The organism is Stenotrophomonas sp. (assembly GCF_032056425.1).
Lineage (GTDB): Bacteria > Pseudomonadota > Gammaproteobacteria > Xanthomonadales > Xanthomonadaceae > Stenotrophomonas.
Genome location: NZ_DAMBCN010000019.1, coordinates 17,936 through 30,456 on the forward strand (window position 1 = coordinate 17,936; position 12,521 = coordinate 30,456).

The following is a 12,521-nucleotide window of genomic DNA, read 5'->3' on the forward strand; positions in this document are numbered from 1 at the left end:
CCCATGAAGATGCGCCTTCTCGCCGGGTGGCAAGCCCGGTTCCATCTGGTGTGCCTGCTGATGCTGCTCAGTGCGCTGGCCGCCGGCGTCTGGCCGGGCAGCGCCCATGCCCAGGCCCAGGTCACCCCGCTGGCCAACGAAACTGTTGCTGTTGAACCGCTGCAGGCCCCGGCCGCGGCAGCACCGGCGGTCGCCGAAGCGGCTGCGCCGGCATTCGACCACGGCGATGTCGCCTGGATGCTGACCTCGACCCTGCTGGTGCTGCTGATGGTGGTGCCGGGCCTGGCCCTGTTCTACGGCGGCCTGGTGCGTTCGAAGAACGTGCTGTCGGTGCTCAGCCAGATCCTGGTGGTGTTCTCGCTGGTGCTGCTGCTGTGGGTGGCCTACGGCTACAGCGCGGTGTTCAGCGCAGGCAACCCGTTCTTCGGCTCGTTCACCGAGTTCGCGTTCCTGAAGGGCTTCACGCCCGATTCGGTGGGCAACACGCCCATTGCCGGGCTGCCCGACTACCTGTTCGTCGCCTTCCAGTCGACCTTCGCCGGCATCACCACCGCGCTGATCGTCGGTGCCTTCGCCGAACGCATCAAGTTCCGCGCGGTGCTGCTGTTCTCGGCACTGTGGTTCACCCTCAGCTACATCCCGATGGCGCACATCGTCTGGGGCGGTGGCTACCTGGGTGAAATGGGCGCGATCGATTTCGCCGGTGGCACCGTGGTGCACATCAACGCCGGTGTGGCCGGCCTGGTCGGTGCGTGGTTCCTGGGCAAGCGCCTGGGCTACGGCCAGACCGCGCTGAAGCCGCACAACGTGCCGTTCACCTACATCGGCGCGATGCTGCTGTGGGTGGGCTGGTTCGGCTTCAATGCCGGTTCGGCCGCTGCCGCTGACACCGTCGCGTCGCTGGCCTTCCTCAACACCGTGCTGGCCACCGCCGCTGCGGTGCTGGGTTGGACCCTGGTGGAAGCCATCACCAAGGGCAAGCCGTCGGCACTGGGTGCAGCATCGGGTGCGGTAGCCGGTCTGGTCGGCATCACCCCGGCGTGCGGCACCGTCGGCCCGCTGGGCGCGATCGTGATTGGTTTCGTCGCCGGCGTGGTCTGCGTGTGGGGCGTCACCGGCCTGAAGCGCCTGCTGAAGGTGGACGACACCGCCGACGTGTTCGGTGTGCACGGCGTGGGCGGCATCGTCGGCGCCATCCTCACCGGTGTGTTCAGCGCGCAGTCGCTGGGCGGCACCAAGGCCGATCTGGATATCGGCCACCAGGTGTGGGTGCAGGTGGTCAGCGTTGGCCTCACCGTGGTCTGGTCGGCGGTGGTCACCGCGGCCATCCTGCTGCTGGTGAAGGTGGTGGTGGGCCTGCGCGTGACCGAAGAGGCAGAGCGCACTGGCCTGGATGTCACCTCGCATGGTGAATCGGCCTACGAGGCCTGAGGTAACGGCGGGCGGCCTGCGAAGGTCGCCCGCCACAGCGTCCACGCATGGCGTGGATCTACTGCATGGGCATGCATCATCGCGCCTGATCGCGCACAATCGAACGCATGCACCTGATCCGTACGACCCTCATGCTCTCGGCCTGCCTGCTGCTGGCCGCCTGTGCCTCCGCACCGCAGGAAACCCGCAATCCGCTGGCGACCTGGGTGCCTTCGCCCAACCAGAACGCGCGCGATCCGGTCGTCATCGTCATCCACCACACCGAACAGGATTCGGTGCAGCAGAGCCTGCACACGCTGCGCACCGCCAACAGCGGTGGCCGGGTCAGCGCGCATTACCTCATCGGTGCCGATGGCCACCGCTACCAGCTGGTCAGCGATGAACGCCGCGCCTGGCATGCGGGTTCCGGCCGCTGGGGCACCATCACCGATCTCAACTCGGCCTCCATCGGCATCGAGCTGGACAACAACGGCAGCACGCCCTTCACGCCGGCGCAGATCGCATCGTTGATCCTGCTGCTGCGTGACCTTACCGAGCGCCTCAATATCCCGCCGCGGCAGGTGATCGGCCACGCCGATCTCGCGCCGACGCGCAAGGCCGACCCGAGCCGCTTCTTCCCGTGGCAGCAGCTGGCCGGGGCCGGCTTCGGCGTGTGGCCGCGTGCCAGCGATGGCCCCGCACCGGACGGTTTCGATGCGTGGAATGCGATGGCGCGTTTCGGTTACCCGCTGGAGGATCGCGAAGCGGCCGTCGCCGCCTTCCATCGCCGCTTCCGCGGCAGCGACGATCTGCCCAAGAACCTGGACGCCGAAGACGCGCGCATCCTGCATTCGCTGCTGCTGCAGACGCCGTAGCCATCTGAAGGTAGCGCTGGACCATGCCCGGCGAGCGCGCAGCGCGGGATCCGCTTTCCGCCGGGCATGGCCCGGCGCCACCGGAGGTTGCTCCGCCACCCTCGGCCCCACTACATTGCGACGATGATCACTGTTAAGTCGTCTTCGCGCGCACTGCTTCTCCTGCTCGGCGCTGCCCTGCTCGCTGGCTGTGCCACCACCGGCACCCGCCCCGGCGCCCCCGTGGCCGCCAAGCCCGCTGCCGCCACCTACGCCAAGGTCGACTGGAAGGTGCTGCCGGCGGTCTCCGATGCCGACCTGCAGGCCGGCTTCGTCGCCTGGCGCAGCAGCTGCACCCGCCTGAAGAACGATGCGGTCTGGGCCCAGCCCTGCGCGACGGCGGCCACGGTGTCCGACAAGGACCCGGTGGCGATCCGCCAGTTCCTGCAGCGCGACCTCGACGTGTACGCACTGCGCGCCGGGGGCCATCAGGCCGATGGCCTGATCACCGGCTACTACGAACCCATCTACCCCGGCAGCCTCACCCGCACGGCCACTGCCACGGTGCCGGTGTATGGCACGCCCGACGATCTGATCGTGGTGCAGCTGGACAGCCTCTACCCCGAGCTGAAGGGCAAACGCCTGCGCGGCCGCCTCGACGGCAAGGTGCTCAAGCCCTACGACGACGCCGGCACCATCGCCAGCAAGGGCGCCAAAGCGCCGGTACTGGCCTGGCTGACCGACCCGATGGACCTGCAGCTGCTGCAGATCCAAGGCTCGGGCCGGGTGCGCCTGGCCGATGGCAGCCAAGTGCGGCTGGCCTACGCCGAACAGAACGGCCACCCCTATCGCGCCATCGGCCGCTGGCTGGTGGACCAGGGCGCGCTGAAGAAAGAAGACGTGACCATGGACGCGATCCGCGCCTGGGCCAAGGCCAACCCGGCGCGCGTGCCCGAGCTGCTGCGCAGCAACCCCAGCTACGTGTTCTTCGTGCGCAACGCCGACAGCCTGGAAGGCCCGCGCGGCTCGTTGAACGTGCCGCTCACCGCCGGTTACAGCGTGGCGGTGGACCGCAGCGTGGTGCCGCTGGGCAGCCTGCTGTGGCTGTCCACCACGCGCCCGGATGGCAGTCCGGTGGTGCGCCCGGTGGCCGCACAGGACACCGGCGGTGCGATTGCCGGCGAGGTGCGCGCGGACCTCTATTGGGGCAGCGGCGACGCCGCCGGCAAGCTGGCCGGCGACATGAAGCAGCAGGGCCGCCTCTGGCTGCTGTGGCCCAAGGGCGCCGCCCTGCCGAACTGAACCAGCCGGGGTCGCATCCCTTGCCGCAGGCAAGGGCTCTGACCCCGGATGCCTGATAATGGCGCCATTCCGAACTATCCGGCCGCAGCAATGAAGAACATCAAGAACAGCACCGCCAAGAAGTACTACAAGCACTGGGCCGAATCGGGCCTGGGCAAGGGCAACGTGCTGATGGAAGCCCGCGGCGAGAAGATCGTGCGGCAGGTTGAAATCTACGGCACCAAGCTGGTCTGGGCCGACGAGCACGGCCAGAGCGACGACCGCTTCGTGCTGGCCGACCAGCCCGTCTCGTTCCTGGATTTCGACGAAGACGACGAAATCAGCGCCCGCGAATTCGAAAGCGCCTGGAAGAAGGCCCGCGAAGCCACCGGCTACCCGGTCTAACCCCGCTCCACCCGCTTTTGTAGAGTCGAGCCATGCTCGACTGCTGTCTGCCAGGAGCAGTCGAGCATGGCTCGACTCTACAAAGCGTGTGGGCGAAATGTTATAGAATTACATTCTACCCACCCGCTTCCACCCCATGAAGACCCCCACCCTGGTGGCCGCCCTCGCGGCCGCCCCGTTCGTCCCCGATGCCTTCGCGCAGTCGGCCGATGCCGCGCTCACCCTCGGCAAGGTGCAGGTGCAGGTGCACCAGCACAGCGAAGGCCAGCTCAGCGCACACCAGGTGCTGACCTCGGTGGACGTGCTGGGTGCGGACCAGATCGAAGACCGCAACGTCTCACACAGCTGGGAACTGCTGGGGCAGATGCCCGGTATCCAGCTCACCGAAACCCGGCAGGGCGCCGAATCGGGCAAGGTCAGCTTCCGCGCCTTCAACGGCGAGGGCTACCTCAACGCCATCAAGACCCTGATCGACGGCATTCCCAGCAACGTCAACAGCGGCAACCAGCGCTTCATCGACATGCTGTTTCCGCTGGAAATCAGCTACATCGAGGTGGTGCGCGGGACCAACGATCCGCGCTACGGGCTGCACAACATCGGCGGCAACGTGAACTTCGGCACGCGCCAGGGCGGCAACTACACCGATGCGCGCCTGGCCTACGGCAGCTACAACACCCGCGATGCGCAGCTGGCGATCGGCCGCGAAAGCAATGGCTTCGCGCAGAACTACTTCATCGGCCAGCAGGCCAGCGATGGTTACCGCGACCACGACACCTCGAAGAAGTACGCGCTGGGCGGCAAGTGGTTTTACGGTTCGCTGGAAGACAGCCTGCGCGTGGGTGTGACCGCGCGCGCCTACCACCACGAAGCCGACGAACCGGGCTTCATGACCGCCGATGAACTGCGCACGCACCGTCGTGGCAGCGACCTGCGCAATGCAAACGATGGCGATGACCGTGACATGCGGCAGATCGCCGCGCATCTGGATCTGGCGCTCAGCGACGCGCTCAGCTTCGGCACCCGTCTGTACTACAACCGCTACGAAGACGACCGCCGCGTGACGTTCAGCGATCTGCCCAGCGGCAACCTGCCGCGCCAGCGCCGCGTGTGGGATGAGCGCCAGACCGGTCTGATCAGCACGTTGACCTGGCAGGCTGCGCCGGTCCTCACCGTCGAAGGAGGCCTGAACTACGAGCAGCAGGACAACGGCTACATCCGCGAGCGCTACAGCTACGCCGAACCCACCGATTTCAGCGTGGCGCCGGCGCGGGTACAGAACAACGACCGCCACAGCTTCGACAACTGGGGCGCCTACGTGCAGGCCATCTACCAGCCAAACGCAGCGTGGAAGATCGTGCCGGCGTACCGCATCGACCGCTTCAGTGGCACCACGCACCTGATGAACGGTGTCAGCGGCCGCCTGCAGGACTACGGCACCATTGGCCAGCCCAAGCTGAGCGTGATCCACAGCCTGAGTGCCAACACGCACGTGTACGCCAACTGGGGCCGCACCTTCCAGGTGCTCACCGGGTCCACCGCGCCGGCCTATCTGACCCCCGGCCAGGCGCCGATGCAGCCGTCCACCAACACCGGCATGGAGCTGGGTCTGAAGTACCAGCCCTTCCAGGGCGCGCAGGCGCGTCTGGCGGTGTGGCAGCAGGACGCGGAGAACGAGGTGTCCAACATGCCGGCCACCGGCACCACGGTCACCCTGGGCAAGACCCGGCGCCGTGGCGTGGATGCGCAGCTGAGCCTGCAGCTGGGCGATGACTGGATGGTTTGGGCCTCGCATGCCTACCAGGAAGCGAAGATCACCCGCGACGACCGCGATGCCAGTGTTTCCCTGCAGGGCCGCGAAGTGGCGGCCACGCCGCGCCATATCAGCAACCTGGGCGTGGATTACCAGGCCAGCGACGCACTGCGGCTGGGTCTGCAGGCACGCGCGCAGGGCGACTACTACCTGGAAGAGCGCAACGTGGCCGGCAAGTTCGGTGGCTTCGCCGTGCTCGACCTCAGTGCCGCCTACCAGATCAACCCACACTGGAGCGTGGACCTGCAGCTGAAGAACGTCACCGGCCGCGAATATGCCTACGCCTGGTACGACAGCTTCTTCTGGGACAGCGCCCGCCCGATGTTCTCTCCCGCGCCCGGCCGCAGCGTCTTCGTTGGCCTGAACATGAAGCTGTAACCGGCCACCCACCCGGTAGTGGTCGAGCTTGCTCGACCTGCAGGGGTCAGAGCCCTTCTCTGCGGAAAGGGATCCGACCCCGGACCCCGCCGCGCATGTGGGGGTCAGAGCCCTTTTCGCAGAAAAAGGCTCTGACCCCCACACCTCGTTTTGCACTACATTGGTGCAATGTCCGACCCCGCACCCCCGCCGTCCCTTGATGCCCTCGGCACGCCGCTGGCCTGGGCTGGGGCCGATGGCCGCATCATCGGCTGCAACCCGGCCTTCGCTCGCTGGCTGGGCGTCAGCGTCCGCCGCCTGCTGGGGCAGCCGCTGGCCGCGCTGGAAGTGCAGGGCGAGGCACTGGCCCATTTCCTGGCCCGCGACGAGCGCGACAGCCTGCGCCTGAACCGGTTGGCGCTGGCGGTGCCGGGGGAGGCCGCGCGCTTCGCCGAAGGCTGGATGAGCCGCCGCGATGACGGCGGCTGGCTGCTGGAAGCACACCCGGTGGATGAATTCCCCGGCCTGGACCCGACCCAGGCCCTGCCCAGCGCGCTCAGCGCCGCCTTGAAAGGTCTGGCCCACGAACTGCGCAACCCGCTGGCCGGACTGAAGGGCGCCGCCCAGCTGCTGTCGCGGCGTGCCGCCCAGCGCGATGCCAGCGAACGCGAACTGATCGAACTGATCGGCTCGGAAATCGAACGCCTCAACGGGCTGCTCGACCAGCTGCTGTCACCGGCGCCGGCCGCGCCGCACGCCCCGCTGAACATCCACGCTGCGCTGGAGCGCGTGCTGCGCCTTGCCGAAAGCGAGGCCGGCTGGGCGGTGCGCCTGCAGCGTGACTACGACCCCAGCATTCCCGAATTCGCCGGCGACGCCGACCGCCTCACCCAGGCTGTGTGGAACCTGGTGCGCAACGCCATCCAGGCCGGCGCCGGGGTCATTACCCTGCGCACGCGCGTTGAACATGGCGTGCGCATCGCCGAACAACTGCACACGCTGGCGCTGCGCCTGGAAATTGCCGACGACGGCCGCGGCGTGCCCGAAGAACTGGCCGAGCACCTGTTCCTGCCGCTGGTCAGTGGCCGCGCCGAAGGCACCGGCCTGGGCCTGGCGCTGGCCCAGCAGGTCACGCGCGAGCATCGCGGCACGCTGACCTACCGCTCGCGCCCCGGCCATACCGTGTTCACCCTGCTGCTGCCGATCGGCAACGGCACCGCCCCGGCCGAGGAGGCCCCGCGCGATGTCTGAACTCTCTCCGTCCGCGCAGCGCATCTGGGTGGTCGACGATGATCGTGCCGTGCGCTTCGTGCTGTGCACTGCGCTGCGCGAAGCCGGCTACCAGGTGGACGATTTCGACAGCGCGGCACCGGCGCTGAAAGCGTTGGCCGAGAACCCGCCACCGGCGCTGCTGTTCACCGATGTACGCATGCCCGGCGACGATGGCCTGGTGCTGCTGGACAAGTTGAAGGCGGCGCTGCCGCAGCTGCCGGTGGTGGTGATGTCGGCCTATACCGATGTGGCCAGCACGGCCGGTGCGTTCCGCGGCGGTGCCCACGAATTCCTGTCCAAGCCCTTCGATCTGGACGATGCGGTGGCGCTCGCCCAGCGCGTGTTGCCTGCGGTGGCGCCGGCCCTGGCCGCGCCCACCCCGGTCAGCGAGACGCCCAGCGACCAGCCGCCGCAACTGGTGGGTGACACCCCGCCCATGCGCGCGCTGTTCCGCGCCATCGGCCGTCTGGCGCAGGCACCGCTGGCGGTGCTGATCACCGGCGAAACCGGCACCGGCAAGGAACTGGTAGCCAATGCGCTGCATCGTGAATCGCCGCGCGCGCAGGGCCCGTTCGTGGCGCTCAACACCGCCGCCATTCCGGCCGAGCTTCTGGAAAGCGAACTGTTCGGCCACGAGGCGGGCGCGTTCACCGGTGCGCAGCGCCGCCATATCGGCCGCTTCGAGCAGGCCAACGGCGGCACCCTGTTCCTGGATGAAATCGGCGACATGCCGCTGCCGCTGCAGACCCGCTTGCTGCGTGTGCTGGCCCAGGGTGAGTTCTTCCGCGTAGGTGGCCGCGAGCTGATCCATGTGGATGTGCGCGTGGTCGCCGCCACCCACCAGGACCTGGAAGGGCTGGTCGCGCAGGGCAGGTTCCGCGCCGATCTGCTGCACCGGCTGGACGTGGTGCGTCTGCAGCTGCCGCCCTTGCGCGAACGCCGCGAGGACATCGCGCAGCTGGCCAGCACGTTCCTGGCCGCAGCCGCCCACAAACTGGACACGCCGCCGAAGCGACTGACCGCCGCCGCCCTGCAGGCGCTGCGCGAACACGACTGGCCGGGCAACGTGCGTGAACTGGAAAACGTCTGCTGGCGCATGGCCGCGCTGGCCGCGGCCGAAACCATCGGCGTGGCCGACGTGGACACCGCGCTGAACCGCAGCCGAAGCCGTCGTGGCAGCAGCGCGGGTGCTGATCCGGGGCAGTGGGAGACCCTGCTGTCCGAATGGGCGCGCCGGCAGTTGCTGGAGGGCGCCGAAGGACTGCACGCGCAGGTGCGCGAGCGGGTGGACCACGCGTTGCTGGACGCCGCGCTGCAGATCACCCATGGCCGCCGCGCCGAAGCCGCCGCACGCCTGGGCCTGGGCCGCAATACGCTCACCCGCAAACTGGGTGCCGGCCGCCGCCGCGGGGGCCATTGAACGCCCCCTGCACATGGCCCTCGCGCCCGCTTGCCGAACTGTTGATCCGCCATGGACGATGCCGTCCGTAGTGTTCCCTGCAAGGAGTTCCTGATGCGCCTGTCCTCTGCCGTCCTGCCGCTGTCCGCCGCCGTGCTGCTGTCTGCCTGTGGCAGCGCGCCGCAGAAGCCGCAGCCCACACCGCCGCCGGTCGTCACCACACCCGTGGCCCAGTTGGGCGAAGCCAACCTGGCGCCGGCCTCGGCCAGCATCGTCAGCGGTCGGCTGGTGCTGAAGCCGGAAGCGGGCGGTATCCATCTGACCGGGTTGATCGGCGGGTTGCAGCCGATGCAGCAGGCCGGCTTCCATATCCACGAGCGTGGCGACTGCAGTGCGGTCGACGCCAGCAGCGCCGGCAATCACTTCAACCCCGGCGGCAGCGCGCACGGTCGTGCTGGCAGCGGCAAACACCACCTGGGCGACATCGACAACCTGCAGTCCGATGCACAGGGCCGCGCCAACGTCGATGTGCACCTGAAGGGCGTTACCCTAGGCGGAGGCGCCGCCACCGATATCGCCGGTCGTGCATTGGTCGTGCATGCCAATGCCGATGACTATCGCAGCCAGCCCGCCGGCAACGCCGGCGTCCGCATTGCCTGTGGCGTGATCCGGGTTACCCGCTGATCGCCCGCCGGCACCCTCACCAAGGAGATTCACATGCGTCTGATCCACACCTCGCTGTTCGCGGCCATCGCCGCCCTGGGCCTGGCGGCCTGCAGCCAGCCGGCCACGCCGGAAGCCGAAGCACCGGCCACCACTCCGGCCGAAGGTTCGGCAGCACCGGCCGATCCGGCCAGCGCCCCGGCGGCTGATGCAGCGGCCGATGCCACCACCGATGCCACGGCCAGCGCCGAACTGGCGCCGACCCAGGGCAATGAAACCAAGGGCAGCGTCACCTTCAAGGTGGTCGATGGCAAGGTGCACGTCACCGGCCAGATCAGCGGCCTGAAGCCGGGCAGCGAGCACGGCTTCCACATCCATGAAAAGGGTGACTGCAGCGCGCCGGACGGCATGAGCGCCGGTGGCCACTTCAACCCGGGCAAGCAGGACCACGGCAGCGTGGCGGCCGATCCGCACCACGGCGGCGACATGCCCAACATCAAGGCCGACGACAAGGGCGTGGCCACCATCGATGGCCCGGTGTCCAGCAACGTCAACATCGGCAAGGGTGATGACTTCGACATCATCGGCCGCGGCCTGATCGTCCACGCCGACGCCGACGACTACAAGACCCAGCCGACCGGCAACGCCGGTGCGCGCCTGGCCTGCGCGGTCATCCAGAAGGCCCCGTAAGAAAGCAGAAACGCCGGCGCAAGCCGGCGTTTTTCTTTGCGGTATCGCCGGGCCATGCCCGGCGGCGCACCCTATCCGGACATCAACGCGCCAGCAGCGCGCGCGCGTCCTGTCCGGCTTCGCAGTGCACGAACAGCACCGGTACGCCGTGCGCTTCCAGCACCGCAGCCATCTGCCGCTGGCGCATCAGGAACTGCTCGTAGATGCCCTGCAGGCGATCGCAATCACCCTTGGCATGGTTGTAATACGCACACCAGCCGGCGGGATCGAACAGCGCCATGCGCGCCTCGCCCTGCACATAGCGCAGCAGCGGTTCCGGCGCCGCGTCCAGCCACTCTTCTTCGGCTGGGGCCAGGATGGCCGTCTCGATCAGCGGCCACAGTGCGGCCAGGCCCTGGTTGTCGTACTGCATCGACATCATCGCGGCCAGGTCATTGACCGTGAAATAGCGCGCGTGCTCGACCCGGGCGCCGAAGCCTTTCTGCGCCATCAGCGCGGTATCAGCGTGGGCCATGCCGTTGGCCAGCAGTGTTTCTTCCAGCGCATCGGCCACCGCGGCAATGGTGGCCGCATCGCTGCCGGTCAGCAGGAACGGCACCACGCGCAGGCCACCGCCCACCAGGGTGGCGTCGGCCTGGAACGGCAGCGGCACATCACCCTGTGCATCGGCACCGAAGGCCAGCAGGCGCGGGCCCTGGTTGCGGCCGGGCGCACGCATCTGCAGTTCTTCCAGGCGGCGGTGGATCGGCCAACCCGGGCGCAGTACTTCGGCCGGGTCGAAATGGGCGGCGGCGAACACCAGGTCCAGCTCGGCCACCTGCGGCACCAGCTTGGACAGATCGCGGCCGATACGTTCGGCCAGTTCGCCGGCCTGTTCGGCACTGAGGACCGCCTGGCCAGGAATTTCTCCGCCGGCCAGTTCCAGGGCCAGCACGCCAGGGGCGTTCATCGCGGGGTCGGGTTTGCTCATGGTTCCACGGTTGGCCCATCACAGGGCGGCAGCTACACTTGGCCCCATTATGCCTGCTCTGCCGTGCAGGCCATGTTGCAGACACCCTCATCCATGCCAGGTATCTCCATGCCCAACGCTCGTCCCGTCGCCATCCTCGGTGGCGTCCGCATTCCGTTCTGCCGCCAGAACACCGCGTATTCGGATGTCGGCAACCTCGGCATGTCGGTACGTACGCTGGGCGCGCTGGTCGAACGTTTCGGCCTGCATGGCCAGCAGCTGGGTGAAGTGGCCATGGGTGCGGTCATCAAGCACTCCAGCGACTGGAACCTTGGCCGCGAGGCTACGCTGTCTTCGGGCCTGTCGCCATTGACCCCGGGCATCACCCTGCAGCGCGCCTGCGGCACCTCGCTGGACAGCATCATCACCGTCGCCAACAAGATCGCCCTGGGGCAGATCGAATCGGGCATCGGTGGCGGTTCCGATACCACCTCCGACGTGCCGATCGTCTACGGCAAGAAGCTGCGTGCGCGCCTGCTGGCGGCCAACCGGGCCAAGACCACCGGCGACAAGATCCGTGCCCTCACCTCGGGGTTCAAGCTCTCGGAACTGAAGCCCGAGTTTCCCGGCGTGGCCGAACCGCGTACCGGCAAGAGCATGGGCGACCACTGCGAGGACATGGCCAAGGAATGGAACATCTCGCGCGATTCGCAGGACGAGTGGGCCGTTTCCTCGCACAAGAAGCTGGCCGCCGCCTATGAGCGCGGCTTCTTCAATGACCTGATCGCACCGTTCCGCGGCGTGGAGCGCGACAACATCCTGCGCGCCGATACCTCGCTGGAAAAACTGGCCACGCTGAAGCCGGCCTTCGACAAGGTCTCGGGACGCGGCACGCTCACCGCCGCCAATTCCACCCCGCTCACTGATGGTGCCGCCGCGGTGCTGCTGGCCAGCGAAGAATGGGCCCGCGCACATGGCCACGAACCGCAGGCCTACCTGCGCGATGCCCATGTGTCGGCGGTGGATTTCGTGCACGGCGAAGGCCTGCTGATGGCACCGACCGTGGCCGTGCCGGAAATGCTGAAGCGCAATGGCCTGACCCTGCAGGATTTCGACATCTACGAAATCCATGAGGCCTTCGCTGCGCAGGTGCTGTGCACCCTGCGTGCGTGGGAGAGCGAGGATTACTGCCGCAACCGCCTGGGCCTGGACGCGCCGATGGGCCGCATCGACCCGGACAAGATCAACCTGCTGGGCTCGTCGCTGGCCACCGGCCACCCGTTCGCCGCCACCGGCGCCCGCGTCATCGCCACGGCGGCCAAGCAACTGGCCGAACGTGGCGGCGGTCGTGCCCTGGTGTCGATCTGCACCGCTGGCGGCATGGGCGTGGTGGCGATCGTCGAACGCTGAGCGCATCCAACCCTGGAATTG

General features: G+C 68.1%; 11 protein-coding genes. 10 read left to right on the plus strand and 1 reads right to left on the minus strand.

Annotated elements, in window-relative coordinates; genetic code table 11:
- Nucleotides 1-3: 3 nt before the first annotated feature.
- From amt to RTY46_RS13265, 9 genes are all read left to right on the plus strand, one after another.
- Nucleotides 4-1,431 (plus strand): ammonium transporter, encoded by a 1,428-nt coding sequence (amt, locus tag RTY46_RS13225; protein WP_312708883.1) that lies wholly within the window; start codon nucleotides 4-6, stop codon nucleotides 1,429-1,431.
- Nucleotides 1,432-1,538: 107 nt separating this feature from the next.
- Nucleotides 1,539-2,285, plus strand: coding sequence for an N-acetylmuramoyl-L-alanine amidase (locus tag RTY46_RS13230; protein WP_312708885.1), 747 nt, complete (start codon nucleotides 1,539-1,541; stop codon nucleotides 2,283-2,285).
- Between the two features lie 123 nt (nucleotides 2,286-2,408).
- Nucleotides 2,409-3,566, plus strand: a complete 1,158-nt coding sequence (locus tag RTY46_RS13235; RefSeq protein WP_312708886.1) for an MltA domain-containing protein — start codon at nucleotides 2,409-2,411, stop codon at nucleotides 3,564-3,566.
- A 90-nt stretch (nucleotides 3,567-3,656) separates the two neighbouring features.
- Nucleotides 3,657-3,950 carry a hypothetical protein gene (locus RTY46_RS13240; RefSeq protein ID WP_312708975.1) on the plus strand — a complete coding sequence of 98 codons (294 nt, stop codon included), beginning with the start codon at nucleotides 3,657-3,659 and terminating at the stop codon, nucleotides 3,948-3,950.
- A gap of 136 nt (nucleotides 3,951-4,086) precedes the next feature.
- Nucleotides 4,087-6,138 (plus strand): TonB-dependent receptor, encoded by a 2,052-nt coding sequence (locus RTY46_RS13245; protein ID WP_312708888.1) that lies wholly within the window; start codon nucleotides 4,087-4,089, stop codon nucleotides 6,136-6,138.
- A 168-nt stretch (nucleotides 6,139-6,306) separates the two neighbouring features.
- A complete protein-coding gene (locus RTY46_RS13250) occupies nucleotides 6,307-7,368 on the plus strand; it encodes an ATP-binding protein (RefSeq protein WP_312708890.1) in 1,062 nt (353 codons plus the stop codon).
- Nucleotides 7,361-8,809 (plus strand): nitrogen regulation protein NR(I), encoded by a 1,449-nt coding sequence (gene ntrC / locus RTY46_RS13255; protein WP_312708891.1) that lies wholly within the window; start codon nucleotides 7,361-7,363, stop codon nucleotides 8,807-8,809. Before RTY46_RS13250 ends, ntrC begins: the two co-directional genes overlap by 8 nt.
- Before the next feature lie 93 nt (nucleotides 8,810-8,902).
- Nucleotides 8,903-9,472 carry a superoxide dismutase family protein gene (locus RTY46_RS13260; RefSeq protein WP_312708893.1) on the plus strand — a complete coding sequence of 190 codons (570 nt, stop codon included), beginning with the start codon at nucleotides 8,903-8,905 and terminating at the stop codon, nucleotides 9,470-9,472.
- 33 nt (nucleotides 9,473-9,505) lie between these two features.
- Complete coding sequence (locus RTY46_RS13265) at nucleotides 9,506-10,141, plus strand: superoxide dismutase family protein (protein WP_312708895.1); 636 nt, start codon at nucleotides 9,506-9,508, stop codon at nucleotides 10,139-10,141.
- Between the two features lie 82 nt (nucleotides 10,142-10,223).
- On the opposite strand, the gene RTY46_RS13270 is transcribed toward RTY46_RS13265, so the two are convergent.
- Nucleotides 10,224-11,111, minus strand: a complete 888-nt coding sequence (locus RTY46_RS13270) for a hypothetical protein (protein WP_312708896.1) — start codon at nucleotides 11,109-11,111, stop codon at nucleotides 10,224-10,226.
- A gap of 93 nt (nucleotides 11,112-11,204) precedes the next feature.
- Here RTY46_RS13270 and RTY46_RS13275 point away from each other — a divergent pair, with 93 nt between their 5' ends.
- Nucleotides 11,205-12,500 (plus strand): acetyl-CoA C-acetyltransferase, encoded by a 1,296-nt coding sequence (locus tag RTY46_RS13275; protein ID WP_312708897.1) that lies wholly within the window; start codon nucleotides 11,205-11,207, stop codon nucleotides 12,498-12,500.
- The last annotated feature ends 21 nt before the right edge of the window (nucleotides 12,501-12,521 follow it).

Bases quoted from the DNA above. Each gene is read 5' to 3' on its own strand.
- amt (WP_312708883.1), top strand. From the start codon at position 4: ATGAAGATGCGCCTTCTCGCCGGGTGGCAAGCCCGGTTCCATCTGGTG.
- RTY46_RS13230 (WP_312708885.1), top strand. From the start codon at position 1,539: ATGCACCTGATCCGTACGACCCTCATGCTCTCGGCCTGCCTGCTGCTG.
- RTY46_RS13235 (WP_312708886.1), top strand. From the start codon at position 2,409: ATGATCACTGTTAAGTCGTCTTCGCGCGCACTGCTTCTCCTGCTCGGC.
- RTY46_RS13240 (WP_312708975.1), top strand. From the start codon at position 3,657: ATGAAGAACATCAAGAACAGCACCGCCAAGAAGTACTACAAGCACTGG.
- RTY46_RS13245 (WP_312708888.1), top strand. From the start codon at position 4,087: ATGAAGACCCCCACCCTGGTGGCCGCCCTCGCGGCCGCCCCGTTCGTC.
- RTY46_RS13250 (WP_312708890.1), top strand. From the start codon at position 6,307: ATGTCCGACCCCGCACCCCCGCCGTCCCTTGATGCCCTCGGCACGCCG.
- ntrC (WP_312708891.1), top strand. From the start codon at position 7,361: ATGTCTGAACTCTCTCCGTCCGCGCAGCGCATCTGGGTGGTCGACGAT.
- RTY46_RS13260 (WP_312708893.1), top strand. From the start codon at position 8,903: ATGCGCCTGTCCTCTGCCGTCCTGCCGCTGTCCGCCGCCGTGCTGCTG.
- RTY46_RS13265 (WP_312708895.1), top strand. From the start codon at position 9,506: ATGCGTCTGATCCACACCTCGCTGTTCGCGGCCATCGCCGCCCTGGGC.
- RTY46_RS13270 (WP_312708896.1), bottom strand. From the start codon at position 11,111: ATGAGCAAACCCGACCCCGCGATGAACGCCCCTGGCGTGCTGGCCCTG.
- RTY46_RS13275 (WP_312708897.1), top strand. From the start codon at position 11,205: ATGCCAGGTATCTCCATGCCCAACGCTCGTCCCGTCGCCATCCTCGGT.